Below are 25,637 nucleotides of genomic sequence, written 5' to 3'. Positions count from 1 at the left end.
ACGACGTGGCGCCCTGCGTTCGACTGTCGGGGCAACCACGGCTTTTTCTCCGAGGAGACACATCGGCGATAAAATTCGGACCTAGACTAATCTGAAAAAGTTATGCAGTTGAAAAGTTGTGCAGTTGGAATGACGCGTCCTTCCGCCTTGTCGACGATGGTCATAAGGTCGGGCGCTGCGCGAAACCGGTTCACCCCTCGAAAAAAACACGCCTCCATGATGTTTGCCGAAACTTTTCGGACGATCCCGCCGCGCGCTCGACTCCCGATCGCGGTCGCGGCCGCCCTCATTTTCCTCGCAGGACTTTGGGCGCTCGGGACAGGCGAGGCAAAACGCGCGAGCGGGCCGGCGCATGGCGCGCTCCAGAACCAGGCCCCGCTCGTGAAACGCGACGGTGCGATCTTCGTGCCGGAGGGCTCTCCCTACCGCGCCCGCATCGTGGTCGCGCCGGCGGAAATGAAAAGCATCACCCGCAGCCGGGTCGTCACGGGCGCAGTGGAGGCCGACCCGACCCGCACAGTCAAGGTGCTTGCGCCGGTGGCTGGCCGCGTAAGGGAATTGAACGTCGCGCTCGGCGACGCCGTCAAGAAGGGACAGCGCCTCGCGACGCTGGATTCCGGCGATCTGGCGCAGGCGGTCGCCGACGCCGAGAAAGCGCGCGCGACCGTGAAGCTCACTAAAAGCGCCATGGACCGGGCCGTCGGCCTCAACAAGGCGGGCGGCCTCGCCCTGCGCGAACTCGAACAGGCGCAGAACGACTACCGCCAGGCCGCGACCGAGCTCAAGCGCGCCGAAGCGCGGCTCGAGGTCATCGGCGACAGCGGCGAAGTGACGGGACAGCGGCAAATCGTCTTGACGGCGCCGATCGACGGCACGATCACGTCGCTCGAGACGGCGCCGGGAGACTTCATCGATAACGCCACCGAGTCGATGATGACCATCTCGAACCTCGAAAAGGTGTGGGTGACGGCCAACGTCCAGGAAAAAGATTTGTCCTTCGTGCAGATGGACGAGCGCGTGGAAGTTTCGCTCCTAGCCTATCCCGGCGCGGTGTTTTCCGGCAGGGTTCAGATCATCAGCCAGTTGCTGGAACCAGACACGCGGCGCAACAAGGTCCGCATTTCGTTCGACAATCCGCACGGGATTTTCAAGCTGAACATGTTCGCCACGGTCCGCTTCTTCGCGCCGCCGACGCAGACCGTCCTCGTTCCGCCCTCGGCGCTGTTCATGGTCAATGACACGACGAGCGTTTTTGTCGAAACTGCGCCCTGGGCCTTTCGTCGAAAGCCCGTGATTCCCGAGTCGGATTACGAGGGCGCGACCATTGTGCGGGGTCTGGCGGCCGGCGAGCGGATCGTCGTTCGCGGCGGAGTGCTGCTCAATGATTGAGCGGATCGTCGAACTCTGTCTGCGGCGCCGTTTGATCGTGATGCTCGTCACCGCGATCGTTTTCCTATACGGCCTGTATTCCTGGACGCAGCTCAAGCTTGAAGCCTATCCCGAGATCGGCGACGTCACCGTCATCGTCTCGACGCAGGCGACGGGGCTCGCGGCCGAGGAAGTCGAGCAGCAGATCACGATTCCGCTCGAACGCGCGCTGGCCAGCACGCCGGGCCTGTTCACGATCCGCTCGACGAGCACCTTCGCGCTCTCGCTCGTGACGCTCGTCTTCAACGACGGGGTGGAGGACTATTGGGCGCGGCAGCGCGTGCTGGAGCGCGTCGCGCAGGTCTCGCTGCCGCCCAACATCCAGCCGGTTCTCGGACCGCTCACCGGCCCGACGGGCGAAATTCTTCGCTACACGCTGGAATCGGACGTCAAGAACCTAGAGGAATTGTCCGAAATCCAGCGCTGGATCGTCCTGCCGGCGCTGAACCAGGTGCCGGGCGTCGCGAGCGTGGCGAATTTCGGCGGCCTCACCCGGCAGTTCCAGCTCGAGGTCGATCCGGTTTCGCTCGAGCGCTACAATCTTGGCCTTACCGACATCACCAGCGCCATCGTCGCCAACAGCGCGAGCGCGGGCGGCAGCCGCATCACGCGCGGCGAGCAATCCTATGTCATTCGCAGCATCGGCCTCATTCGCAACAAGGAGGATCTCGGCAACATCGTCATCTCGGAGCATGGCGGCGTGCCGGTCCTCACGCGCGACGTCGGCGTTCCGAAATACAGCCATCAGGAACGCGAGGGCATGCTCGGCAAGGACCGCAACCCCGACGCGATCCAGGGCGTCGTTCAGATGCTCAAGGGGGAAAACGCCTCGCATGTGCTGAAGGCGCTGCACGCCCGCCTCGACGAACTCAACGCACAGCTTGCGCTCCAGGGCGTCGCCATCGTCCCTTACATGGACCGCAACGAACTCGTCCAGGCGACGGTCTCCAAGGTTGGCCACACGGTCGTCGAGGGCGTGGTTCTGGTTCTCGTCGTGCTCATCGCCTTTCTGGGCAGCCCGCGCAGCGCCATCGTGGTCGCGCTGACCATCCCGATTTCGCTGGTCGTCGCATTCATCTTCATGAACTTCACCAAGCTGCCGGCGAATCTTCTGTCGCTGGGCTCGATCGATTTCGGCATCATCGTCGACGGCGCGATCATTGTGATGGAGGCGATCCTGCGGCTGCGCGAGCACAATCCTACGCGCGAGCTGGAGGTTGTCGACGTGCAGTTCGTCGTCGGCCAGATCATCAAGCCGATCTTCTTCGCGACGGTCATCATCATCGCAGGCTATGTCCCGCTGCTCGGCCTCGAGCGCGTGGAGGCGCGCCTGTTTTCGCCGGTCGCCTACACCATCGTCTACGCCCTGATCGGCGCCCTGCTCTACACGCTGACGCTCGTCCCGAGCCTGGGCTATCTGGCGCTGCGCAAACCTTCCGAGCCGTTCCGCAACCGTGTTCTCGAAACGCTGGAGGCGCGTTACAGGCGGGCGCTCGCCTATTGCCTCTGTCAGCCGCGCGCCGTTTATGCCGCGACCGCCCTCGCCATCGCCGGGTTCGGCGTCGCCGGCGCCACCATCGGCCGGGACTTCCTGCCCAATCTCGACGAGGGCTCGCTCTGGCTGCAGGTGCAGTTGCCGAGCGGCGTCTCCTTCGAAAAAGCCAACGAAATGGCCAGCGAGTTGCGCCGCGCGGTGCTGGAGTTCCCGGAGGTCTCCTACTCGATCACGCAAGTCGGCCGCAACGACGACCGCACCGATCCCTGGACGCCGAGCCATATCGAAGCGCCCATCGGCCTCAAGCCCTATGACCAGTGGCCCCCCGGGGAGAGCAAGGACCAGTTCGTCAAGCGCCTGACCAAACGGCTCGGCGAATTGCCGGGCATGGAGATTGGCGTCAGCCAGCCGATCATCGACAATGTGAACGAACTCGTGAGCGGCGCGCACAGCGCCCTTGTCGTCAAGGTCTTCGGGGAAGACCTGAAGGAGACGCGGCGCATCGCCAGCGCCATCGTCGACGTTCTGCGCGACGTGCAGGGAACGACGCAGTCCTCGATCGTTCAGGAGCCGCCGATTCCGCAGATCGCCTTCCACGTCGACCGCGCCGCCGCCGCGCGCTATGGAATCAACGTTTCCGACGTCTCCAGCCTCATCCAGATCGGCGTCGGCGGCGCCTCGATCGGCCAGATCTACGTCAACGACCGCACCTATGACATGACGGTTCGCTATCCGCCGCAGTCGCGCAACAGCCCCGAGGCGCTGAGCGGCCTGTTCGTGAAGACGTCGTCGAACGCGCAAATTCCGCTTTCGCAGATCTCGCAGATTTCACTACAGAACGGCGAGAGCGCGATCTCGCATGAAAAAACCCGGCGCGTGCTGACCGTCCGGGTCGATTACGCGGATCGCGACCTCTCCTCCTATCTCGCGGAAGCGCAGGCGAAGATTGCAAAGACGGTTCATTACGATCCCCGCGCCGTCAGCGTCGTCTGGAGCGGCAAGTTCGAGAATGCGCAGCGCGCCGGCGCGCGCCTTGCGACGATCGTCGGCGTCGTTCTCGTGCTCATGCTGCTTATTCTCTATGTGGGCTTTGGCAAGCTGAGGAACGCGGCGCTGATTCTCGCGATCGTTCCGCTGGCTGCGCTCGGTGGGCTTCTCGCCCTGCATGCCACGGGCGAGACGCTCAACGTCGCGACCGGCGTTGGCTTCCTGGCCCTGTTCGGCGTCGCCGTGCAAAACGGCATCATCATGTTGTCGCATCTCAACAGACTGACGGCGGTGCATGTCGCCTCGGCGCGCGCGCGCCAGCTCGGCTCCGCCATTCAGACCGAGGAGGTGGCGGGCGACGAGGTTTCGGCGCTTCGCGACGGCGTTCTCGACGGAGCGGCCGAGCGGTTCAGATCGGTCCTGCTGACGTCGACCGTGCCGGCGGTCGGCATGTTGCCCGCGGCGCTCGCGACAGGCGTGGGCAGCGACGTCCAGCGCGGACTGGGGACCGTCATCGTCGGCGGCCTCATCGTCGCGACGCTTCTGACGCTCTTCATTCTGCCGACGCTGTATTTCGTCATCGAGCGCTTTGTGGAGAAGCGGGTGTCCGCCGCCGCCGCCCGGGAGGCCGCGTGAGATGACGGGAAACGTCTCCAGAAACGCCATCCTGTCGAGCCGCCCGCACGCGCTTTCCGCGGCATGCCTGCTGGCGGCGGCCGCGCTGGCCTCCTGCGCGGTCGGCCCCGACTATGCGCCGCCGCCGGCGCCGGAGGCCAGCCGTTTTACGCCCGAGCCCACGGCGTCTCCGGGCGAGGGCCAGCGTTTCGCGCAGGGCAAGGACATTCCCGCCGAGTGGTGGACGGTTTTCAAATCCAAACCGCTCGACGCGCTCGTGCGGGAGTCGTTGCAGAACAACCCCTCGCTACAGGCGGCTGAAGCGGCGGTTCGGATCGCCTATTTCACGGCCGAGGCGCAGAAGGGCGGCTTCTATCCGCAGGTGCTGCTGACCTCCAACGACAGCCAGAATCTGGAATCCAACAATCGTTCGTACAACTCGGTCAACCCGACAATTTTCCGACAGGCCTTTCCGACGCCCGGCAACTTCATCACCGGGATTCCGGTGCCAAATCCGCCTCAAAACTCTCCCAACGCCCCTTACGGCCTGTTCCTGAAGCAGCTCACGGTCAGCTTCACGCCGGACGTCTGGGGCGGCAATGCGCGCGCGGTCGAGTCGCTCGAGGCGCAGACCGAACAGCAAAATTGGCAACTCGAGGCCGCGCATCTCGCCCTGACGACGAACGTCGTCGTCGCGGCGATACAGGAAGCCTCTATCCGCGGGCAGATCGAGGCGACGAAGAACATCATCTCGATCCTGCGCGAGTCGCTCGATATCCTGAACAGGCAATATGCCTTCGGCTCGATCGCAAAGGCGGACGTCATCGCCCAGGAGGCCGCGCTCGCGCAGGCGGAACAGACGCTGCCGCCGCTCGAAAAGCAGCTCGCCGTGCAACGCGACCTGCTGACCGCCCTCGCCGGCCGGCTTTCGTTTGAAGGGCCGGGCGAAAGATTCGAGCTCGCGAACTTCAAGTTGCCCGCGACGGCGCCGGTCAGCGTCCCCTCGCAACTCGTCGCGCAGCGGCCCGACATCCGGGCGGCGGCGGCCAATCTGCACCAGGCGTCGGCGGCGGTCGGCGTCGCCATCGCCAACCGGCTGCCGAACGTCACGCTCTCGGCCAACGTCGGCGCCAGCGCCTTTCACATGGCGCAGCTCTTCACGCCAGGCACGGGCCTCTATTCGGCGGCGGCCAATCTCTCGCAGCCGATCTTCGACGGCATGTCGCTCCTGAACAAGCAGAAGGCGGCGGAAGCCGCGCTGGAACAGGCGGACGCGCAATATCGCTCTACGGTCATCAACGCCTTCCAGAATGTCGCCGACGCGCTGCGCTCGCTGCAATCCGACGCCAAGGCGGTATCGACGGCGCGCAAGGCGGAGGACGCCGCGAAACGCAACCTCGACATCGTCCGCATGCAGCTCAAATACGGACAGGTTTCTCAGATCGCCGTGCTTTACGCGCAACGCGCCTATCTGCTCGCCTCGCTGTCGCGCGTCCAGGCGGAGGCGACGCGGCTTTCCGATACGGCGGCCCTTTTCATGGCGCTCGGCGGCGGCTGGTGGAATCGCAGCGACGCGAAGTAAGTCTTCGTTAAGAATGAACGGCCGCGCTTCAGCCGGCCCTGATTCGAACGCGGTTTGTCCCCATCCTGTCCCTGAAATCCCGTCGCGGGACAGGGCGATGGCGGGAGCCGTAAAGCTTTCTGAAAGCGGGCGCCCGCCGCGGAGCCCCGCTCGCGCCGTTCAATGCACCAGGAACTCGCCGTTCACGAGGCGCATCTCCGTCGGCTTGATGAGATGGGCGTGCGCGATCGTCACGGCGTGAAGCGGTCCGTCGAGGCTCCGGGTCCAGAAATCGAGAAATTTTCTCAATTCCGGAAAATGCGGATGAAGATCGAAGTTCTGCCAGACATAGGACTGGATGATCGCGGGATGATCGGGCAGGCGGTAGAGGATGTTCGCCGTGGTGAGCCCGTAGCCCTGCATCTGCAAACGGAATTCGCTGGACGCCATGCCATTCTCCTTTCCGTCCCGAACGTCGCGAAGAAATCTAAGGGCGACTGTGGAACGAATGCAACTCCCGCGCCATGAAACCGATTGCAAAACAATCTATTAGCAGCATATGCCGGTGAGTGCTGATTTTTTTGCGGCGCCCTCTTGAAGACCGCGCGGGCGCTCACCACCTCGCTCGCCGGGGCGGTAAGCGCCCCGATTTCGCTGACCAGTGACCCGCAAAAAGGAGAAGCTTCATGAAGTTTCGCCCATTGCACGATCGCGTCCTCGTCCGCCGCATCGAAGCCGACGAGCGCACCAAGGGCGGCATCATCATTCCCGACACCGCAAAGGAGAAGCCGCAGGAGGGCGAGATCGTCGCCGCCGGCCCCGGCGCCCGCGACGAGAACGGCAAGCTCGTTCCCCTCGACGTGAAAGTCGGCGACCGCGTGTTCTTCGGCAAATGGTCCGGGACGGAGGTGAAGATCGACGGCGAAGATCTGCTCATCATGAAGGAAAGCGACATTTTGGGCGTGGTCGACGCGCCGGCTGAAGCGCAGAAGAAAGCCGCCTGATCAAGCGATAACGTTCAACCTCTCATGTCTCTGAAGGAGTGAGAAATGGCTGCGAAAGACGTGAAGTTTTCGCATGACGCCCGCGACCGCATGCTGCGCGGCGTAGACATTCTGGCCAATGCGGTGAAAGTGACTCTGGGCCCCAAGGGCCGCAACGTCGTCATTGAAAAGAGCTTCGGCGCGCCCCGAATCACCAAGGACGGCGTCACCGTCGCCAAGGAGATCGAGCTGGCCGACAAATTCGAGAATCTCGGCGCCCAGCTCGTCCGTGAAGTCGCGTCGAAACAAAACGACGTTTCCGGCGACGGCACGACGACCGCCACGGTGCTCGCCGCCGCCATCGCCAAGGAAGGCGCCAAGGCCGTCGCCGCCGGGCTCAACCCGATGGATCTGAAGCGCGGCGTCGACCTTGCTGTGGAAGCCGTCGTCGCGGATCTCAGGAAGAACGCCAGGAAGATCACGTCGAGCGAGGAGACCGCGCAGGTCGGCACGATTTCGGCCAATGGCGACGCCTCGATTGGCAAGATGATCGCGGAAGCCATGCAGAAGGTCGGCAACGAGGGCGTCATTACGGTGGAGGAGGCCAAGAGCCTCGAGACCGAGCTCGACGTCGTCGAGGGCATGCAGTTCGACCGCGGCTATCTTTCCCCCTATTTCGTCACCAACGCCGAGAAAATGGTGGCGGAGCTCGAGGATCCCTACATCCTGATCCACGAGAAGAAGCTCTCCAACCTTCAGGCCATGCTCCCGGTTCTCGAAGCCGTGGTGCAGACCGGCAAGCCGCTGCTCATCGTCGCGGAAGACGTGGAAGGCGAGGCGCTGGCCACGCTCGTCGTCAACAAGCTGCGCGGCGGCCTGAAGATCGCGGCCGTGAAGGCGCCGGGCTTCGGCGACCGCCGCAAGGCCATGCTCGAAGACATCGCCATCCTCACGGGCGGCCAGATGATCGCGGAAGACCTCGGCATCAAGCTCGAGAACGTGACGCTCCCCATGCTTGGCAAGGCGAAGCGCGTGCGCATCGAGAAGGAGAACACCACGATCATCGACGGCGCCGGCGACAAGAAGGACATTGAGGCGCGCATCGCGCAGATCAAGTCTCAGATCGAGGAGACGACCTCCGACTACGACCGCGAGAAGCTCCAGGAGCGTCTCGCCAAGCTCGCGGGCGGCGTCGCGGTGATCCGCGTCGGCGGCGCGACGGAAGTCGAAGTCAAGGAGAAGAAGGACCGCGTCGACGACGCCCTCAACGCCACCCGCGCGGCGGTCGAGGAAGGCATTCTGCCGGGCGGCGGCGTCGCGCTGCTGCGCGCACTGAAGGCGCTCGACGGGATCAAGGTCGAGAACCCGGATCAGCAGACCGGCGTCGAGATCGTGCGCAAGGCGATTCAGGCTCCGGCGCGCCAGATCGTCGACAACGCCGGCGGCGACGGCGCCGTGGTGGTCGGCAAGCTGTTGGAGGCGACCGACTACGGCTATGGCTTCGACGCCCAGAAGGGCGAATTCGGCGACCTCTTCAAGAAGGGCGTCATCGACCCCGCCAAGGTCGTGCGCACCGCGCTTCAGGACGCCGCGTCCGTCGCGGGCCTGCTCGTGACGACCGAAGCCATGATCACGGAGCTGCCCAAGAAGGAATCCGCGCCCGCCATGCCCGGCGGCGGTATGGATTTCTGAACCATAAGCGAAAAGGGCGTCCGCTCACGAGCGGACGCCATGATTTCGACCTGCGTCTTCGGGAGTGTGACGGACGATGATTCTTCGCCTCCTTCTCCTCTCCCTGCTTCTCCTGCCCGCAACGGCCGAGGCCGGCGCCATTCCCGCCGGCCAGAAGGCGTCCGTTGCGCCCGTCGTGCGCGCCGTGACGCCTGGCGTCGTCAACATCGCGACAAAGCGCATCGAATCGGTCGAGGTGCCGACCGTCGTCGATCCGGTGCTTCAGGAATTTTTCGAAATTCCCAATACGCGCCTCAAGCGCGAGACGACCTCGGCCGGGTCGGGCGTCATCGTGGACGCGGAGCGCGGCCTCGTTCTCACCAATGAACACGTCATTCGCGGCGCGTCCGTCATCGAGGCGACGACGAAGGACGGCCGGACCTTTCGCGCGCAGCTCGTCGGCAAGGACCGGGCGACGGACGTCGCGGTTTTGCGGATCAAGGCGGACAATCTCACCGCCGTGCCCATGGGCGACAGCCGCTCGCTCGAAGTCGGCGATTTCGTGCTCGCGGTCGGCAATCCTTTCGGGCTCGGACAGACCGTGACCTCGGGAATCGTCTCGGCCATGGGCCGCGCCGGGCTCGGCATTGAGGGCTATGAGGATTTCATCCAGACCGACGCCTCGATCAACCCCGGCAATTCGGGCGGCGCGCTCGTCACGCTGGACGGCCGCCTCGTCGGCCTCAACACCGCGATTCTCTCCAAGTCCGGCGCGAGCCATGGCATCGGCTTCGCCATTCCGATCGACATGGCGCGGCGCATCATGGCGCAGCTCGTCGAGAGCGGCGAAGTGCATCGCGGCCATATCGGCGTGTCGATCCGCGCGCCGGCCGGCAAGGGGCCGGGCGCCGAAATCGTCGCCGTGGAGCCCGGTTCGCCCGCCGCGCTCGCGGGACTCGCGAAGGGCGACGTCATCGCCTCGGTCGACGGGCGCCTCATTTCGTCGCCCGCACAGTTGCGCGCCCTGCTCGGCGTCATGCCGGCGGGAAGCGAAATCGAGATACTCTTCCGCCGCGGCGGGGCGCCCATGCAGGCGCGGTTGCGGATCGAGGCCGCGCAGAAGTCGGCGCTCCGCTGACGCCTACTTCAGCACCACCACCTTCGTGCCCACTTTCACGCGGGAATAGAGGTCGATCACGTCGTTGTTGGTCATGCGGATGCAGCCGGACGACACCGCCGCGCCGATCGTGTCCGGCTCGTTGGAGCCGTGGATGCGATAGTCGCTGGAGCCGAGATAGAGCGCCCGCGCGCCGAGCGGATTGTCGACGCCGCCGGGCATGTGGCGCGGCAGGTCGGGACGGCGCTTCAGCATCGGCGCGGGCGGGCGCCAGTCGGGCCATTCGCGCTTGCGGGTGACGGTCTTGACGCCGGACCATGTGAATCCCTCGCGCCCCACGCCCACGCCATATTCGATCGCCTGACCGCCGCCGAGCACGTAATAGAGCCGCCGTTCCTTCGTCGAGACGACGACCGTGCCGGGCTTGTATTCCGGGTGCCGCCAGATCACGAGCTGCTTCGGAATCGCCGACTGGCGGAAGATCGTCAGAAAATCCGCGATCGGCCCGCGGTCGAAGGGGCTCGCCGCCGCCGGAAGGACGGCCGCCAACCCAAAGAGCGTCCCGCATAGAAGTCTGCGCGTCTGCGTCATTTTTTCTCCCTATCTCCGCATCGCTTGCATTGCGCGAGCAATCGGGGACGATTGCGGCTGAAGTCCGGAAAGCGGAGGCTTCGCGATGAAAAAACGCAGCGCCGGCGCGCTTCTGTTTCGCGAAACGGCGCGGGGGCTGGAGGCGCTGCTCGCCCACCCCGGCGGCCCGTTCTGGGCGAAGAAGGACGAAGGGGCCTGGTCGATCCCCAAAGGCGAAATCGACGACGGCGAAGATCCTGAAAGCGCGGCGCGGCGCGAATTTCTCGAGGAGACGGGGATCGCCCTCGACGGCGAACTCATCGCGCTCGGCGTCTTTCCGCAGCCGAGCGGCAAGCGGGTCGTCGCCTTCGCGCAGCGGCGCGACGTCGATCCCTCCGGCGCCAGAAGCAATCTCTGCCGCGTCGAATGGCCGCCGAAATCCGGCCGGATGATCGACATTCCGGAAATCGACCGGCTGGAATGGTTTCCGTTCCCCGTCGCGATGACGAAAATCACGAAGGGACAGCGGCCGATTCTGGAGGCGCTCGCGGCGCATGTCGCGCGCCCGCGCGGCGGCTGACGCCGGGCCCGCCAAAAGCCGCTCAGAGCAGCGAACTGAACCGCCCCGGGTTTGGCGGAGGCCAATCCGTTTGAGTCACGCCGGCCTGGCGCGCTCCCCGAGTTGCGCATAATAGCGCGCTTTGGCTTCTGCCGGCGGGATATTCCCGACTGGTTCGAGCAGCCTGCGATTGTTGAACCAGTCGACCCATACGAGCGTGGCGAATTCGACGGCCTCGAAATTCCGCCACGGCCCGCGCCGCCAGATCGCCTCGGCCTTGTAGAGCCCGTCGATCGTCTCGGCGAGCGCATTGTCGCAAGAGTCGCCAACGCTGCCGACCGAGGGCTCGACGCCGGCCTCGGCGAGGCCGCTCGGTGTATTTTATGGCGACGTATTGAACGCCTCGATCGCTATGATGCACAAGGCCGCCGCCGTGAACCGGTCGGCGCTCATGCAACGCCTGCTCTAACGCGTCGAGGACGAAGCCCGTATGCGCCGTGCGTGAGGCGCGCCAGCCGACGATCCGCCGGGCGAAGGCGTCGATCGCGAAGGCTACGTAGACAAAGCCCTGCCAGGCGGCGACATACGTGAAGTCCGCCACCCACAGCGCATTCGGCCGCGGCGCCTGGAACTGCCGGTTCGCCCTGTCCAGGGGACAGGGCGCCTTGCGGTCGCTCAGCGTCGTCCTTGCCAGCCTGCCGCTCACGGCCCCCGTAGCCCCATCTCCCGCATCAGCCGTTCGACCGCGCATCGCGCCGCCTTCTCTCCCTCCCGGCGCATTTGCCGCCACACCTTGCGGACGCCATAGACCTTGAAGTTCGCTTCGAAAACGCGCCGGATCTTTTCCCGAAGCCCCGCATCCCGACGCGCCTGCGCTGATGCGTTCTTGGGATCGCGCCGCTGCGCCGCGTGCGCGCGATAGGTCGACGGGGCGATCGGCAGGACCTTGCAGATCGGCTCGACCCCGTGCGCCTCTCGATGCGCGTCGATGAAAGCGATCATGGTTTCGACCGGCGGTCGAGCTCCGCCGCCGCAAAATAAGCCGACGCCTTGCGCAGGATTTCATTGGCCTGCCGCAACTCGCGGTTCTCCCGCTCCAGGGCCTTCAGTCGGGCGCGCTCGTCGCTCGTCAAACCCACCCGCTGGCCGCTGTCACGCTCCGCCTGGCGAACCCAGCTCCGCAGCGTCTCTCCCGTGCAGCCGATCTTCCCCGCAATCGAAGCGATCGCCGCCCATTGCGAGGCATGGTCCCCCTGACGCTCCAGCGCCATCCGAACCGCCCGCTCGCGAACTTCACGTGAAAATCTGTTCAATGTCTTCTCTTTGCTTCCATGCCCCATCCTCTCAAGGGTTGGGGCCTCCGCCATACCCGGCGCGGTTCACCGCGGAAATGGCGCCGAACGATCCGACGATTGCCCGGAACATCGAGATTTTGCGCAGCGGGCAGAACTATTTCCGGAGATCGCCCTATTTTTGGGGATGGCCGTGATCGCCCGCCGCCGTTCCGGGCGGGGCGGCGGCGAAGCCTTCCATCGGCCGCAGGACGCGACCGGCTCGTTTTAGACATTTTGTCCGAACCGCGCCCTTCGGACGCTGCCCCTCCGTCGCGGAACCTGGTTGGCGTCATGCGTATAAGTCAATGTTTTATATCGTTTTCAACAGCCCGGAGCCGTGGAGGGAACGGTCCTTGCTTAACAAGCGGCGCAAGCCCTTTCCACGAGGACGACCATGCCCCTCTACACCTATTCCTGCGACGCCTGCGCCGCCGAGTTCGAGCTTCTGGCGCGCGGATCCGACGCGCCGGAATGTCCCGCCTGCCAATCGCAAAAGCTGACCCGGCAGGTTTCGCGCATCTGCAAGGAAATCAAATATCCGGCCATTGCGCGCTCCTGGCGGCGCGCGGCCGCCGCCACGGGCGATCTCTCCAATTTCAGCAAGGCCGAACGCAAGTTGTGACGCGTGCGGCGGCGCACGGCGCGCCGCCCTGCGGCATGCCACCTTCCTCCCACGGTCCGCGACGTGGCGACCGGTTTGAAGGAGGGGCAGATGAACGCAACTGTGATAATCGCTTTCGCCGGCGCGGCCGCCCTGGGCGCGCTTTTCGTTCCGGCCATGGCGGGCCCGGTCCGCGCCGCGCCGGTGATGCAGGTCTTGCCGGAGGCGTCGGGCGCTCTGGTCGACAAGGCTGGCTGCCGCTGGATCAGCGGCTGGAACGGCCCGGTTTGGGTCTGCCGGCCGAGTTTCGGCCATTATGACTGGCATCCGGGGCATTGGGACCGCCATTACGACCACTACGACTGGCATCCCAGCCACTGGGACTATCACCAAGGCCCGCACTTCCATTGATGCGGCCGCCGCGCCTCGAGGGGCGGGCGCGGGGACGGCTCCGCCTCCGGGCGTCGAGTCGTCGAGCCCGCGGGCGCTTCTTCCCGGACGCCCGCGGGCTTGCTCCTTGTCCGTCGCTTGCGCATATAGTGTTGAATGCCGCCCGCCCCGACGAACCGCCGTCCCGCCTCGCCCAAAGAAGCTCCGCAGGAACCCTTCAAGAGGGCCATCGCCGGCGCCATGCGCGCCATGGCGAGAAACCCGAAGCTCGAAGTGCAATTCGCGCCCGAGCGCCCCTCGCTCGTCACGTCCGAGGGGGGCGCCAAGGCCCGCCTGACGGAGCCGCCGCGGAAGCTTTCCGCGAAAGAGGCTGCGATCGTGCGCGGCCAGGCCGATTCGATCGCGCTCCGTCTCGCCTGCCACGACGACTCGGTGCATCGCCGCTACGCGCCGGAGACGATGGAGGCGCGCGCCGCCTTCGACGCCATGGAGCAGGCGCGCGTGGAATCGATCGGCGCGCGGCGCATGGCCGGCGTCGCCGCCAACATCGGCGCGATGCTCGAGGACCGTTACACGCGCAGCCATTCCGAAAAGATCACGAGCCGCGAGGACGCGCCGCTCGAGGACGCATTGGCGCTCATCGCCCGCGAGCGGATCACCGGCCTCGCGCCGCCGCCGCATGGCGCGCGGATCGTGGAGTTCTGGCGCGGCCTGCTCGAGGAGCGGGTCGGCCGAGATCTCGACCGGCTGGTCGGCGCCGTTGAGGACCAGCGCTATTTCGCGCAGATCGTGCGCGAACTCCTCTCCCATCTCGACATGGCCGGGGCCGAGGCGCCGGAGGAGACGGAGGCCGAGGACGAGAGCGAGGAGGCCCCGCAGAATCCCGACGAGAGCGAGCAGCCCGAGCAGGAGGAAGACAAGGCCAAGAGCGCCGCCGAGATGGAAACGGCGCTGGCCGCGGAAGACTCCGAGCAGGAGGGGGAAAGCGAATCCGCCGAGGCGCCCTATGGCGAATCCGCGGAAGAATCGGACGAGGGCGACATGGAGGAGGCCGCCGACGCGCGCCGCCCCTCGACGTCCGCCGCCGACCGTTCGGGCGCCGACTACCACGCCTACACCACCCGTTTCGACGAAATCGTGCGCGCCGAAGAGCTGTGCGACGCGGAGGAGCTCGACCGTCTGCGCGCCTTTCTCGACAAGCAGCTCCTGCACCTGTCGTCCGTCGTCGGCCGGCTCGCCAATCGCCTTCAGCGCCGGTTGATGGCGCAGCAGAGCCGCTCCTGGGAATTCGACATCGAGGAGGGAATGCTGGATCCGGCGCGACTGCCGCGCGTGATCGTCGACCCGCAGCAGCCCCTTTCCTTCAAGCGCGAGAAGGACACCGATTTCCGCGACACGGTGGTGACGCTGCTTCTCGACAATTCCGGCTCCATGCGCGGGCGCCCGATCACGGTCGCCGCGACCTGCGCCGACATTCTGGCCCGCACGCTGGAGCGCTGCGGGGTGAAGGTGGAGATTCTTGGCTTCACCACCCGCGCCTGGAAGGGCGGCCAGTCCCGCGAACTGTGGATCAATGAGGGCAAGAAGCCGAACCCCGGCCGCCTCAACGACATTCGCCACATCATCTACAAGGCGGCCGACGCCCCCTGGCGGCGGGCGCGGCGCAATCTCGGCCTGATGATGCGCGAGGGGCTGCTGAAGGAAAACATCGACGGCGAGGCGCTGGACTGGGCGCATCGGCGTCTGCTGGCGCGGCCCGAGCAGCGGCGCATTCTGATGATGATCTCCGACGGCGCGCCGGTCGACGATTCGACGCTCTCTGTCAATCCGGGGAATTATCTTGAGCGCCACCTGCGCCAGGTGATCCACGACATCGAGACCAGGTCGCCGGTGGAGCTGATCGCCATCGGCATCGGCCACGACGTCACCCGCTATTATCGCCGCGCCGTGACGATCGTGGACGCCGAGGAACTCGGCGGCGCGATGACGGAAAAACTCGCGGAACTCTTCAGCGAAGGCGGCCGTCAGGCCCCGGCGCCGCTTCCCGCGCGCGGTCGGGTGGGACAGCCCGCGCTCGCCATCCGGTAAGCGAGCGCCGGCCGCCCTTCACGAATTAATCATCATGTCGAAAAAGCGGCGTTCGCGCGGCGCCGCTTGGCTAAAAATGAAACCTTTCCCCATGCCCGCGCGTTAACAGAGGCGCGTCAACGTCAATGAGCGCGCGAAAAAAATGAGACGCGTTGCTTGGGGAGTAGTCGCCATGGCGTTGGTGAGAAAAGCTCGGAATGAAGCGCCCGAATTCCAGAAAGTGGCCTGCGTGACGGCGATTTGCGCGCTGGCGACCCTGCCGCTCGCCTTTTGCGCGGCGGTGACGATCCTGGGCTGAGCAGACGCGACGTTTCCGCCCTGTTGGCGAAGCGCCTGCCTGTGCGGCCGGCGATGGCGTCTGTCATTCCGATCGGCGAGTCCGGTCGGCAGGCGACGGGGACAGGGATGGACAGACGAAAGCTGCTCTTCGGCGCTGGCGCCGTGGCTGTTGGCGCAACGTCGCCGGCCACGGCGGGGGAGCGCATCTTTCTACCGTTCGCCAATGGCGAAAGACCTCTGGCGCGCTATCCGGGGAAGCGCGCGCTCATTCAGCTGACCGCCCGGCCGCCTCAGCTGGAAACGCCGTTCAGAGTCTTCGACGAGAGCGTCATCACGCCCAACGACGCCTTTTTCGTTCGTTACCACCTCGCCGACATTCCGCTCTCCATCGACCCGGAGACCTTTCGGCTCGAGGTGAAAGGAAAAGTGCGCAGCCCGCTCTCCCTTGGGCTCGCCGAACTCAAAAGCGGTTTCGAACCGGTCGAGATCGTCGCAGTCAACCAGTGCTCCGGCAATAGCCGCGGATTCGTCGAGCCGCGCGTCGGCGGCGGCCAACTCGGCCACGGCGCCATGGGGAACGCCCGCTGGCGCGGCGTCCCGCTCTCGGCGATTCTCCAGAAGGCGGGCGTCGCGGCGGGCGCGCGACAGGCCCTCTTCAACGGTCTCGACGGACCCGTGCTGCCGGCGACGCCTGATTTCGCAAAGGCGCTTGATATCGGCCACGCCGGCGACGGCGAGGTGATGGTCGCCTACGCCATGAACGGCGAGGATCTCCCCTGGCTGAACGGCTATCCGTTGCGGCTCGTCGTTCCGGGCTATTACGGAACCTATTGGGTCAAGCATCTGACCGAGATCGTCGTGCTGGACCAGAATTTCGACGGCTACTGGATGTCGCGCGCCTATCGCATCCCCGACAACGCCTGCGCCTGCGCGCCTCCGGGCCGACCCGCCGCCGCGACGACGCCGATCAAGCGCTTTGATACGCGCTCTTTCATCACCCATCCCGCCGACGGCGCGCGGATTCGCGCCCATGCGGAAACCATCGTGCGGGGGATGGCCTTCGACGGCGGCGAGGGGATCCGGCACGTGCTCGTCTCCGCCGATGGCGGCCGGAGCTGGCGGGAAGCGCAGCTCGGCGACGATCTCGGACGCTATTCCTTCCGTCCCTGGCGGATCGGATTGTCGCTTCCCGCGGGCCGTCACGAATTGAAGGCGCTTGCCGTCAACCGCGCGGGGCAGGCGCAGCCTCTGGAGCCCCTGTGGAATCCGGCCGGCTATATGCGCAATGTCGTCGAGACGGTGCGCGTCGAGGCGTTTTGAGGAGAGACTACGATGCGGTTGTCATGTTCCGCCGCCGCCGCCGCCGCCGCCGTGGCCCTCTCGCTGTCTTCGCCCTGCGCCGCGAAGCCGCTTGCCTACGCACTTCCGGAGGAGACCGCCGAGCTGCGCCCGGGTCCGGGCAAGGAGACCGCGCAAACCCAATGCGCGGTCTGCCATTCGGTCGATTACATTCTTTCCCAGCCGCCGAAGATGGGGCGGGCGTTCTGGGAAGGCGAGGTGGACAAGATGATCAAGTCCTATGGCGCGCCGATCGACCCGGCCGACGCGCGCAAGATCGTCGATTATCTCTCCGCAGCCTACTGAGCCCGCGTTATGAGGCGTCCGCGATCGGCCATTCGGCCTTGAAGGCGCCGCCCTGATTGTCATGCGCCACGACGCGCAGCGTCTTCGCGCCGTTGGGGGCGTAAGTGAAGCGGAAGTTGGGATCTTCCGACAGCGAAATCCCGCCCTCCATTTTGAAGATCAGCTCGTCGCCCTGCCACACTTCGACGGTGTCGACGTAATGGGCGGGCGTATAGGCGCGGGTGATCTGATCCATCTGAAGCCCGGAATTGTTGGGATGACGGATCATGACCTGCGCCTCGCGCTTGCCGGGGACGGCGCTTTTGAACTCGCGATATTTCATCTTGCCCATGTCGGCGCGGGCTTCGTCCGGATCCTTTCCGGCGGGGGCGGAGCAGCCGCCCGAGGCCTTCACGAATTTCACGTCTGAGCGCAGGCTGCCGTCGCGCGTCTCCGCCACGGCGTGGACGTTGGTGTAGCTGTTCACGCGCACGCGGGTTTCGATGAAATCGACGCCGGCCTTGTCGCCGAGCGTAAAGCTCGCCGCCATGGGCATGGGATTCTGGTCGATGACGAGCGTCGCGACCCTTACCTTCCCAGGGTCCGCGAAACGCATCGTCATCGGCACGATGGCCGCGTCCTCGGCGCGTTTGGGCGCCTCCAGTGAAATCACGCCGTCCGCCGGCGCGATCGCGCGCCCCTGGAAAATATCCGTCACGAGGCCCGGCCAGGGGTCGGGCGCGTTCGATTCGGCGCGCGCCGCCATGGCGACGAGGGTGGCGAAGAGAGCGGCGCCGAGCGCCTTGCGGGTTCTGGGCATGGGGTTTCTCCCGGTCATTGGCGAGAGATTACCGCAAGTCGGGCGGGCGAGCGTGAGACAAAGTCGCTCACGGCTCCTCCCATTCCAGTTCCGCAAATCCCGCCGTCGCGTTGCGGGCGTTGTAATCCTCGAAGAGCCGCCATTTGCCGCGCTCTCCGCTCGCGGCCGTCCTCGCCGCCTCCTTCACGCTCTCGCCCTTTTTGATCGCGGCGCGCAGATCGGCCGTAAGCCGCATGAGATAGGCGCGCTCTTCCTCGAGCGCCTCGGGCCAGGGCGCGACCATGGGGCCGTGGCCCGGCACGACGCGCGCGGCCTTCACTTCCGCGAGCCGGTCGGCGACGTCGAGAAATCCGAGCAGGCTCCCGTCGACGACCGGCACATGCTTCATGAACAACAGGTCGCCGGCAAAGAGCGTGCCCGTTTTCTCGTCGAGCACGGTGAGGTCGGCCTCGCTGTGCGCGGTGCGCCAGGCTTGCAAGGCGAGCTTCCGGCCGCCAAGGTCGAGCGTCGCCGTTTCGGCGACGGTAAGCGTCGGCGGCACGATCACGACCCCGTCGAGCGCATCGCCCATGATTGCGCGGAAGGCGGCGAGATAGTGATCGCTTCGCGCGGCGAGCGCCCGCGGCAGGTTTTTGTGGCCGACAAAGGTCGCGCCCTCGCCGGCGAAGGCGCCGTTGCCGAAAATATGGTCGGGATGCGCATGGGTGTTGACGACATAGCGGATCGGCTTTTGCGTTTTTTCGCGCAACGCAGCGAGAAAGGCCTCGCCCTCATAAAGGCTCCCCCCCGTGTCGATCACCGCGACCGCCTCCTCGCCGACAATGGCGCCGAGATTGGCGATTCCACCCAAATTTTCCCGGGTCATCAGGGCTGTTTCGCCCTGATGGGCCAGGACGCCCGGAGCGATCTCCGCGAGTGTGAAGGACGGCGCCGCGAGGGCTCCGCAGCCGGGAAAAAAAGCCGGAAAGAGCAGTGCGAAACGCGCGAAAAATGCACGCAACATGCTGATTTGCCTTGGAGCTTGGACTCTGCGGAGTCTCGCGGCGAATCCGGCGTTTTTTGCGATTGCGATTCGCCCGTTCGCGACATATTATCCCGCCGTTTCCGAGTTAAAAGACGCTTCCCGGACGGGAACCGGGAGCTTCTCGACGCCGGTGAGTTTGTTCGCACGATCGGCGCGGGAAACGAACGGAAAACGCCTTCCCAATGTCGAGGCGCCCTTGAGAGGCGCGACGTCGGCGGCGGCGCAACGATAAGGCGCGCCACGGCGTCGTCAGGAGGAAAAGCTCATGCATAAGCTGTTGTTGTCGACCTCGGTTGGTATTCTCGCGCTGTTCGCAGCCGGCGCGGCGAACGCCGACGACGAGTTGCTGGCCCTTCAAAAGGATCCCAAGCAATGGGCTTTGCCGACGGGGGACTACTGGAATCTTCGTCATTCTGGATTGAAGCAGATTACGACGGAGAATGTTGGGAAGCTTGCGCCGGCGTGGCAGTTTTCGACGGGGGTATTGCGCGGCCATGAAGGCGCGCCGCTGGTGTTGAACAATGTGCAGGTGACGGATTCGTCGGGCAAGACGATTACGACGGACGTGATGTATCTTCACACGCCGTTCCCGAACATTGTCTATGCGCTGGACGCGAAGGACCCGGCGCATCAGATTTTGTGGAAATATGAGCCCAAGCAGGACCCGTCGGTTGTTCCGGTGATGTGCTGCGACACGGTGAACCGTGGCCTCGCCTATGGCGACGGCAAGATTTTCCTGGCTCAGGCGGACACGACGCTGGTGGCGCTCGACGCGAAGACGGGCAAGGTGGTCTGGTCGGTGAAGAACGGCGATCCGTCGAAGGGCCAGACGTCGACGGCGGCTCCGCATGTGTTCAAGGACAAGGTGTTCGTGGGCATTGCCGGCGGCGAATTCGGCGTGCGCGGCCACATTACGGCCTATTCGGTGAAGGACGGCAAGCAGGTGTGGCGCGGCTATTCGATGGGCCCGGACGCCGACACGCTGATCGAGCCGGGGAAGACGACGCATCTGGGCAAGCCGGTGGAGAAGGACTCGGGGATCACGACCTGGGAAGGCAATCAGTGGGAGACGGGCGGGGGCACGACCTGGGGCTGGTATAGCTACGATCCCGAGCTGAACCTGGTTTATTACGGCTCTGGCAACCCCTCGACGTGGAACCCTGTTCAGCGTCCGGGCGACAATCGCTGGTCGATGACGATCTGGGCGCGCGACCTGGACACCGGCAAGGTGAAATGGCTGTATCAGATGACGCCCCACGACGAGTGGGACTATGACGGCATCAACGAGATGATCCTGGCCGACCAGGAGATGGGCGGCAAGAAGGTCAAGACGCTGGTCCACTTCGACCGCAACGGCTTCGCCTATACGCTGGACCGGACGAACGGCGAGCTTTTGGTGGCGGAGAAATATGATCCGGCGACCAACTGGGCGACCAAGGTCGACATGGACAAGTCGTCGAAGACCTATGGGCGTCCGCTGGTTGTCGACAAATATTCGACGCAGCACAACGGCGAGGACGTGAACACGCAGAACGTCTGCCCGGCGGCTCTTGGTTCGAAGGACCAGCAGCCGGCGTCCTATGACGCGGCGACGGGTCTGTTCCTGGTTCCGACGAACCACGTCTGCATGGACTATGAGCCGTTCCGCGTGAGCTACACGGCGGGCCAGCCCTATGTGGGCGCGACGCTGGAAATGTTCCCGGCGGGCAAGGTTCTGGGCGACGGCACGAACCACACGGGCAATTTCATCGCCTGGGACGCCAAGACGGGCAAGATCGTGTGGTCGAACAAGGAGCAGTTCTCGGCGTGGGGCGGCGCGGTGTCGACGGACGGCGGCGTGACGTTCTACGGGACGCTGGAGGGCTATCTGAAGGCGGTGGACACGAAGACCGGCAAGGAGCTGTATAAATACAAGACTCCGTCGGGCATCATCGGCAATGTGATGACCTATGAGTCGGGCGGCAAGCAGTATGTCGCGGTTCTGTCCGGCGTCGGCGGCTGGGCCGGCATCGGCCTCGCGGCCGGACTGTCCAAGTCCAACGAAGGCCTCGGCGCCGTGGGCAACTACGCCTCGCTCGCCAACTACACCGCGCTCGGCGGCGTGCTGACCGTCTTCGCCCTGCCTAACTAAACAGGACGGAAGGTCGCACCTAAAACGCTGGCGCTCGGCGATCCCAGGAGATATGGGCGTCGCCGGGCGCCAACGTTTAGATGGTGAAAAAACTGACAGGGAGAGAGTAATGAGATCGTCGCTTGCCGGGGCCGTGGCCCTGGGCGTCATGATGTTTGTGGGAACCTCCGCATTGGCCGAGGCGCCCGGAGATCCCAAGGCCGTCAAATCCGAGGACGGCAAATATTTCGACGCGAAGGGCGATCCCACCTATAACGTCGCGCCTGACGGAACGGTGGACTGGTACACCTTCTCCGGCTATCGCCGCTATCACGCCGAATGCCACGTCTGCCACGGCCCGAACGGCGGCGGCTCGACCTACGCCCCGGCGCTGAAGGAGTCGGTGAAGCGCTTCAACTACGCCGAATTCGCCGGCATCGTCATCGGCGGCCGTCAGAATGGCAACAGTGTGATGCCGTCCTTCGCCGACAACAAGAACGCAGTCTGCTACATCGACGATCTCTACATCTATCTCCGCGCGCTCTCGACCGGCGCCATCCAGCCTGGCCGTCCGGAGAAGAAGGAAGCGGCTCCCGAGGCTTTCAAGAAAGCCGAAGCCGAGTGCATGAAGAAGTAAGTCGCGGTTCTCTAATGAGATCCTGACGTTCTGGCCCGGACGCCATTATGGTTTCCGGGCCAATTTTTTTCTTGGTCAAACCCGTAAAGCGTGACTATCTGACAAACAGTTTTGGTGCGGGAGCGCCGAGGCGCTCGTCAGGTCGGGAGTGAAATCAGGTCATGCGGCAGAAAAGATTCGAACGGCGCTGGCGCGGATCCGCGCTCGTCCTCGCTCTCAGCCTCGCCGCTGCTTCCGCCGTCGCGCAACATATGGGTCCGGACGCCGGCGCCAAAGGGTCGGACAACGCCGGCGGGATCGAGCTGATCGATCCGAAGGTTCTGCGGGTGTGCGCCGATCCGAACAATCTTCCTTTTTCGAACGAGAAGGGCGAAGGCTTCGAGAACAAGATCGCCGAGTTCCTCGCTGCGAAGCTCCACAAGGAGCTCGCCTACGCCTATTATCCGGGAGCCACGGGCTTCGTGCGCAACACGCTCAACGCCCATCTCTGCGACGTCATTCTTGGCATGCCGCAAGGCAACGACCTCGTTCAGCCGACGAATCCCTATTACCGCACGACCTACGCCATCGTGACGCGCGCGGGCTCCGATCTCGACGGGATAAAGGATCTCGACGATCCGCGCCTGAAGGAAAAGAAGGGCAAAATTGGCCTCGTCGCCAATACGCCCCCGGGGAACATCCTCGCGAGGAACGGCATGATCGGGCTCGTGAAGCCCTATCCGCTGATGATCGACACGCGCGTCGAGTCCTCGAGCGCGACGATGATCCACGACCTAGAGACCGGGCGAATCGACGCGGCGCTCCTGTGGGGGCCGATCGCGGGCTATTACGTCAAGAAGTCCGCCGGCCGGCTCGTCGCTGCGCCGCTGCCAGAGACGCCAGGCGCGCGCATGGCCTTCCGCATCGCCTTCGGCGTCCGACATTCGGACCAGAACTGGAAGCGCGAACTCAATACGCTGATCGCGCAGAACAAGAGCGAGATCGACAAAATTCTCGAAGACTACGGCGTGCCCATGCTCGACGAAAGCGGCCGGCCGATCCCCCGGGCGCCATGAAGGGAGCGCTCGCCGCCGCAGCGACGATCGGCCTCCTCGCCGGCCCGGCGCGGGCGGAAACGCCGTCGCGCGCGCCTGAGCCGGAAGGCTATCGCATGGAGGCCTATCGGGCGCCGGTTCCGGAGACGCTGACGGGCGCGACGGTCATCGACACCGCGAAGGCCCACGATTTGTGGACGAAGAAGGCGGCCGCTTTCATCGACGCGCTTCCGCATGCGCCGAAACCCGAAGGATTGCCCAGAAACGCGGTCTGGCGCGAGCAACCGCGTTTCGACATTCCCGGCAGCTTCTGGCTGCCTGACACGGGCTATGGCGCGATCTCGGATGCGACGCGGCGCTATTTCGAAAAGGGGCTGGAAAAGGCGAGCGGGGGAGACCGACGAAAACCGCTCGTCTTCTATTGCCTCGCCGATTGCTGGATGTCGTGGAACGCCGCCAAACGCGCCTTGACGCTCGGCTATTCGAACGTCTCCTGGTATCCTGAGGGCACCGACGGGTGGGCGGCGGCGGGCCATCCGCTCGAAGAGCGGAAGCCGGAGCCGCGAGAGTAGCCGTCCGGCTCAGTCCATCGCCGCCATGATCATGCGCGCCAGCGCGCCGAAGCGCTGCTCGATCAGGGCCGGGCTCTCGCACACGTAGGTCGCCATCTTGCGCTGCTCCTCGAAAAGGCGCAGGCGCCATTGCAACGTCTCGGCGGCCTTGCGGATCGCTTCCTGATCCGCCGGCTTGCGATCCTGAAGTTCGCGGAGCGCCTCAGTCTCCTCCCGTGTTTTTTCCGCCATGTCCTTCAGCCGGCGCCCGAAACGGTCGAGGCCGGACACGACCTCGCGCCGCTCGTCGTTCATTCTTTCGTAAACGCCGGCGAAAAGCAGCGTCAGCCGCGCCTTTCGATCCGCGCCGGCGCCCCGCGCAAACGCGTCGATGAGTTTCTTCGCCTCCTCGATTGGCGTGCGCCGCGCCGCGATCCGCGACACGAGTTCCGAAACGACGCCGTCGTCCCGCCAACTCTTCCGCTCGACGTCGATCGAGGGGCCGCTCCAGACGCTCCCCAGAGCGATCTCGGGAACGCGCACCTGCATGCAGGGCCAATCGCCCTTCTTTGTTTCGGCGAAAGCCGCATCGAGCGTGAAGAGAAGCGGGAGGAGCCGCGAGGCGAGACGCAGTCGCGCATGAATCGTCGAACGCATGCGCCTATAATGCCTCATGCAGGTCATTCCCGTCATCGATATTCGCGAGGGCGCCGTCGTTCGCGCCATAGCGGGCCGCCGTTCCGACTATCGCCCCATCGCGTCGTCCCTCGCGCCGACGAGCGCTCCTTTGGACGTCGCGCGCGGCCTCATGTCTCTTTTCCCCTTTCGCGCGCTGTATGTCGCCGATCTCGACGCGATCGAGGGGAGGGCTCCGAACCGGGACGCGATCGCCGCAATCAGCGCGGCGTATCCGGCCCTCGACCTGTGGGTGGACGCCGGACTGCGTCGCGGCGCGGAGTTGGAGGCCGCGCTTGTCGCCGCCAATGTCAGCGTCGTCGTCGGCAGCGAAAGCTTCACGGACCTCGCCGCGCTCGCCGCGATGCGCGACTCCCGCCGCATTGTTCTTTCGCTCGATTTTGCGGGCGCGCGCTTTCTCGGCGCGCCGGAATTGCAGACGCGGCCGGAGCTTTGGCCGCCGCGGGTGATCGTCATGACGCTCGCGCGCGTCGGCGGCGATTGCGGCCCAGATCTCGTCCGTCTCGCGGAAATCGTTTCGCTGTCTGAAAAACGCGCGGTCTATGCCGCAGGCGGCGTGCGGAACGCCAGCGATCTCGAGACGCTCGGCCGTCGTGGCGCGGCTGGCGCGCTCGTCGCCTCGGCCCTTCATGCCGGGCGCCTGACCGCCGCGGAGCTTGCAAGGTTCAGCGCAAAAAAATAGGGGAGCCGCGCGCGGGCTCCCCTGTCGTTGCGTCGCAGGCGCGAATCAGTTGGCGGCGAAGGGGTGCTTGGCCGTGACGCGCGCGGAGAGAACGCTCGCGGCGGTCGGATCGCCCTTCATCGCGCGGGCAATGGCTTCCTTGGTGGCCTGATAGTTGAAGTCCTGGATCTTCTGGTCGTCGTTGGCGTCCCAGTGGATGAACACGCCGACGCAGATGAACAGATCTTCCGCCTTGTCGAGCGGGATGACGCCCTCGGCCACCGAGTCGGCGACGGCCTTGGCCACGCCGTGCTGCGCCGGGCCGAACATCTGGACGGCCTGCTTGGCGTTCTTGATGGTCACCTTGTTGAACATCATGGTGTAGGGCTTCACGAGCAGGTTCGGAGCGATCACCGCGAGCAGCGTCGTGAAACCGTCCTTGTTGTTCACGAGGCCGTTGGCGAAGGCCTTCTCCGCGGCGGAGCCGCGCGGACCCATGATGAGGTCGATGTGGGCGACTTCATTGCCGTCGCCGACGAGCGACTCGCCGACGCCCGTCTTCGCGCTCGGCGATCCGCCGAAGCCGCTCGACGGCTTCGGAAACAGCGCGCCCAGAATCTTCTCAAAGAACGACATATTCCCATCCCTCCCGGTGCTGTTCGCGTCCCAGCGGCGTCTTGTTCTCTAGCGCACGCGCGGAGCCCGACCCTTTATGCGAGGCCCGGCTGTGTCGCGGCGCCTCTGACAGTACGGCTGAACGGGGGGCCGAAGCCGGCCCCCCGAAAGATAACGCTGACGGCGTC

Annotated in this window: 24 protein-coding genes, 1 pseudogene and 1 other annotated feature; of the genes and pseudogenes, 18 read left to right on the top strand and 7 right to left on the bottom strand. The window is 65.2% G+C overall.

Annotated features, from left to right (window positions below):
* Nucleotides 1–381 precede the first annotated feature (381 nt).
* The 3 genes from ACV959_RS02005 to ACV959_RS01995 are packed head-to-tail and all read left to right on the top strand — an operon-like array spanning nucleotide 382 to nucleotide 6,107.
* Entirely contained in the window at nucleotides 382–1,389 is a 1,008-nt protein-coding gene (locus ACV959_RS02005) for an efflux RND transporter periplasmic adaptor subunit (RefSeq protein ID WP_475738265.1), read from the top strand.
* Complete coding sequence (locus tag ACV959_RS02000) at nucleotides 1,382–4,546, top strand: efflux RND transporter permease subunit (protein WP_475738264.1); 3,165 nt, start codon at nucleotides 1,382–1,384, stop codon at nucleotides 4,544–4,546. The genes ACV959_RS02005 and ACV959_RS02000 overlap by 8 nt, the downstream gene beginning before the upstream one ends.
* Before the next feature lies 1 nt (nucleotide 4,547).
* Nucleotides 4,548–6,107 carry an efflux transporter outer membrane subunit gene (locus ACV959_RS01995; RefSeq protein WP_475738263.1) on the top strand — a complete coding sequence of 520 codons (1,560 nt, stop codon included), beginning with the start codon at nucleotides 4,548–4,550 and terminating at the stop codon, nucleotides 6,105–6,107.
* Between the two features lie 159 nt (nucleotides 6,108–6,266).
* On the opposite strand, the gene ACV959_RS01990 is transcribed toward ACV959_RS01995, so the two are convergent.
* The gene (locus ACV959_RS01990; RefSeq protein ID WP_475738262.1) at nucleotides 6,267–6,536 is read right to left on the bottom strand and encodes an usg protein; all 270 of its coding nucleotides are present in this window, start codon (nucleotides 6,534–6,536) and stop codon (nucleotides 6,267–6,269) included.
* 236 nt (nucleotides 6,537–6,772) lie between these two features.
* On the opposite strand from ACV959_RS01990, the gene groES reads away from it, so the two are divergent.
* The 3 genes from groES (at nucleotide 6,773) to ACV959_RS01975 (ending at nucleotide 9,878) form a co-directional block, all read left to right on the top strand.
* Nucleotides 6,773–7,090, top strand: a complete 318-nt coding sequence (gene groES, locus ACV959_RS01985; protein WP_475738261.1) for a co-chaperone GroES — start codon at nucleotides 6,773–6,775, stop codon at nucleotides 7,088–7,090.
* 45 nt (nucleotides 7,091–7,135) lie between these two features.
* Nucleotides 7,136–8,761: a chaperonin GroEL gene (gene groL / locus ACV959_RS01980; protein ID WP_475738260.1), complete on the top strand. Its 1,626-nt coding sequence runs from the start codon at nucleotides 7,136–7,138 to the stop codon at nucleotides 8,759–8,761.
* A 76-nt stretch (nucleotides 8,762–8,837) separates the two neighbouring features.
* Nucleotides 8,838–9,878, top strand: coding sequence for a trypsin-like peptidase domain-containing protein (locus ACV959_RS01975; RefSeq protein WP_475738259.1), 1,041 nt, complete (start codon nucleotides 8,838–8,840; stop codon nucleotides 9,876–9,878).
* A gap of 3 nt (nucleotides 9,879–9,881) precedes the next feature.
* Here ACV959_RS01975 and ACV959_RS01970 read toward each other — a convergent pair whose 3' ends face one another.
* Nucleotides 9,882–10,448, bottom strand: a complete 567-nt coding sequence (locus ACV959_RS01970; RefSeq protein WP_475738258.1) for a L,D-transpeptidase — start codon at nucleotides 10,446–10,448, stop codon at nucleotides 9,882–9,884.
* An 85-nt stretch (nucleotides 10,449–10,533) separates the two neighbouring features.
* On the opposite strand from ACV959_RS01970, the gene ACV959_RS01965 reads away from it, so the two are divergent.
* Nucleotides 10,534–11,007: an NUDIX hydrolase gene (locus ACV959_RS01965; RefSeq protein WP_475738257.1), complete on the top strand. Its 474-nt coding sequence runs from the start codon at nucleotides 10,534–10,536 to the stop codon at nucleotides 11,005–11,007.
* A 75-nt stretch (nucleotides 11,008–11,082) separates the two neighbouring features.
* Here ACV959_RS01965 and ACV959_RS01960 read toward each other — a convergent pair.
* Nucleotides 11,083–12,326: pseudogene (locus tag ACV959_RS01960) on the bottom strand (IS3 family transposase).
* Nucleotides 11,914–12,030, bottom strand: a sequence feature (AL1L pseudoknot). It overlaps the preceding pseudogene by 117 nt.
* 388 nt (nucleotides 12,327–12,714) lie before the next feature.
* Between ACV959_RS01960 and ACV959_RS01955 the strand changes: the two are divergent.
* The 6 genes from ACV959_RS01955 to sorB all read left to right on the top strand — a co-directional run bounded on the left by ACV959_RS01955 (nucleotide 12,715) and on the right by sorB (nucleotide 17,322).
* Nucleotides 12,715–12,942 carry an FmdB family zinc ribbon protein gene (locus tag ACV959_RS01955; RefSeq protein ID WP_475738256.1) on the top strand — a complete coding sequence of 76 codons (228 nt, stop codon included), beginning with the start codon at nucleotides 12,715–12,717 and terminating at the stop codon, nucleotides 12,940–12,942.
* A 90-nt stretch (nucleotides 12,943–13,032) separates the two neighbouring features.
* Nucleotides 13,033–13,332 (top strand): hypothetical protein, encoded by a 300-nt coding sequence (locus ACV959_RS01950; RefSeq protein WP_475738255.1) that lies wholly within the window; start codon nucleotides 13,033–13,035, stop codon nucleotides 13,330–13,332.
* A 135-nt stretch (nucleotides 13,333–13,467) separates the two neighbouring features.
* Entirely contained in the window at nucleotides 13,468–15,399 is a 1,932-nt protein-coding gene (gene cobT / locus ACV959_RS01945; RefSeq protein WP_475738254.1) for a cobaltochelatase subunit CobT, read from the top strand.
* A gap of 142 nt (nucleotides 15,400–15,541) precedes the next feature.
* Nucleotides 15,542–15,697 carry a hypothetical protein gene (locus ACV959_RS01940; protein WP_475738253.1) on the top strand — a complete coding sequence of 52 codons (156 nt, stop codon included), beginning with the start codon at nucleotides 15,542–15,544 and terminating at the stop codon, nucleotides 15,695–15,697.
* Between the two features lie 107 nt (nucleotides 15,698–15,804).
* Nucleotides 15,805–16,998: a SorA family sulfite dehydrogenase catalytic subunit gene (sorA, locus tag ACV959_RS01935; RefSeq protein WP_475738252.1), complete on the top strand. Its 1,194-nt coding sequence runs from the start codon at nucleotides 15,805–15,807 to the stop codon at nucleotides 16,996–16,998.
* A gap of 12 nt (nucleotides 16,999–17,010) precedes the next feature.
* On the top strand, nucleotides 17,011–17,322 hold the full coding sequence (gene sorB / locus ACV959_RS01930) for a SorB family sulfite dehydrogenase c-type cytochrome subunit (RefSeq protein ID WP_475738251.1): 312 nt from the start codon (nucleotides 17,011–17,013) through the stop codon (nucleotides 17,320–17,322).
* A gap of 7 nt (nucleotides 17,323–17,329) precedes the next feature.
* On the opposite strand, the gene ACV959_RS01925 is transcribed toward sorB, so the two are convergent.
* On the bottom strand, nucleotides 17,330–18,121 hold the full coding sequence (locus tag ACV959_RS01925; RefSeq protein ID WP_475738250.1) for a quinoprotein dehydrogenase-associated SoxYZ-like carrier: 792 nt from the start codon (nucleotides 18,119–18,121) through the stop codon (nucleotides 17,330–17,332).
* Between the two features lie 67 nt (nucleotides 18,122–18,188).
* Nucleotides 18,189–19,124, bottom strand: coding sequence for a quinoprotein relay system zinc metallohydrolase 2 (locus tag ACV959_RS01920; RefSeq protein ID WP_475738249.1), 936 nt, complete (start codon nucleotides 19,122–19,124; stop codon nucleotides 18,189–18,191).
* A 286-nt stretch (nucleotides 19,125–19,410) separates the two neighbouring features.
* Here ACV959_RS01920 and ACV959_RS01915 point away from each other — a divergent pair, with 286 nt between their 5' ends.
* The 4 genes from ACV959_RS01915 to ACV959_RS01900 all read left to right on the top strand — a co-directional run bounded on the left by ACV959_RS01915 (nucleotide 19,411) and on the right by ACV959_RS01900 (nucleotide 23,498).
* Nucleotides 19,411–21,276, top strand: a complete 1,866-nt coding sequence (locus ACV959_RS01915) for a methanol/ethanol family PQQ-dependent dehydrogenase (protein ID WP_475738248.1) — start codon at nucleotides 19,411–19,413, stop codon at nucleotides 21,274–21,276.
* A gap of 151 nt (nucleotides 21,277–21,427) precedes the next feature.
* A complete protein-coding gene (locus tag ACV959_RS01910) occupies nucleotides 21,428–21,892 on the top strand; it encodes a c-type cytochrome, methanol metabolism-related (RefSeq protein ID WP_475739731.1) in 465 nt (154 codons plus the stop codon).
* 161 nt (nucleotides 21,893–22,053) lie between these two features.
* Nucleotides 22,054–22,947 carry a substrate-binding domain-containing protein gene (locus ACV959_RS01905; protein ID WP_475738247.1) on the top strand — a complete coding sequence of 298 codons (894 nt, stop codon included), beginning with the start codon at nucleotides 22,054–22,056 and terminating at the stop codon, nucleotides 22,945–22,947.
* Complete coding sequence (locus ACV959_RS01900) at nucleotides 22,944–23,498, top strand: PQQ-dependent catabolism-associated CXXCW motif protein (RefSeq protein WP_475738246.1); 555 nt, start codon at nucleotides 22,944–22,946, stop codon at nucleotides 23,496–23,498. The genes ACV959_RS01905 and ACV959_RS01900 overlap by 4 nt, the downstream gene beginning before the upstream one ends.
* Before the next feature lie 9 nt (nucleotides 23,499–23,507).
* Here the strand turns inward: ACV959_RS01900 and ACV959_RS01895 are convergent, their stop codons facing one another.
* The gene (locus ACV959_RS01895; RefSeq protein WP_475738245.1) at nucleotides 23,508–24,152 is read right to left on the bottom strand and encodes a hypothetical protein; all 645 of its coding nucleotides are present in this window, start codon (nucleotides 24,150–24,152) and stop codon (nucleotides 23,508–23,510) included.
* Between ACV959_RS01895 and ACV959_RS01890 the strand changes: the two genes are divergently transcribed.
* Entirely contained in the window at nucleotides 24,151–24,855 is a 705-nt protein-coding gene (locus ACV959_RS01890; RefSeq protein WP_475738244.1) for a HisA/HisF-related TIM barrel protein, read from the top strand. The genes ACV959_RS01895 and ACV959_RS01890 overlap by 2 nt on opposite strands.
* A 45-nt stretch (nucleotides 24,856–24,900) precedes the next feature.
* Here the strand turns inward: ACV959_RS01890 and fae are convergent, their stop codons facing one another.
* A complete protein-coding gene (fae, locus tag ACV959_RS01885) occupies nucleotides 24,901–25,470 on the bottom strand; it encodes a formaldehyde-activating enzyme (RefSeq protein WP_475738243.1) in 570 nt (189 codons plus the stop codon).
* Nucleotides 25,471–25,637 lie beyond the last annotated feature (167 nt).

Source organism: Methylocystis sp. Se48, assembly GCF_056269425.1.
This window is presented reverse-complemented; position numbering and strand designations above follow the sequence as displayed.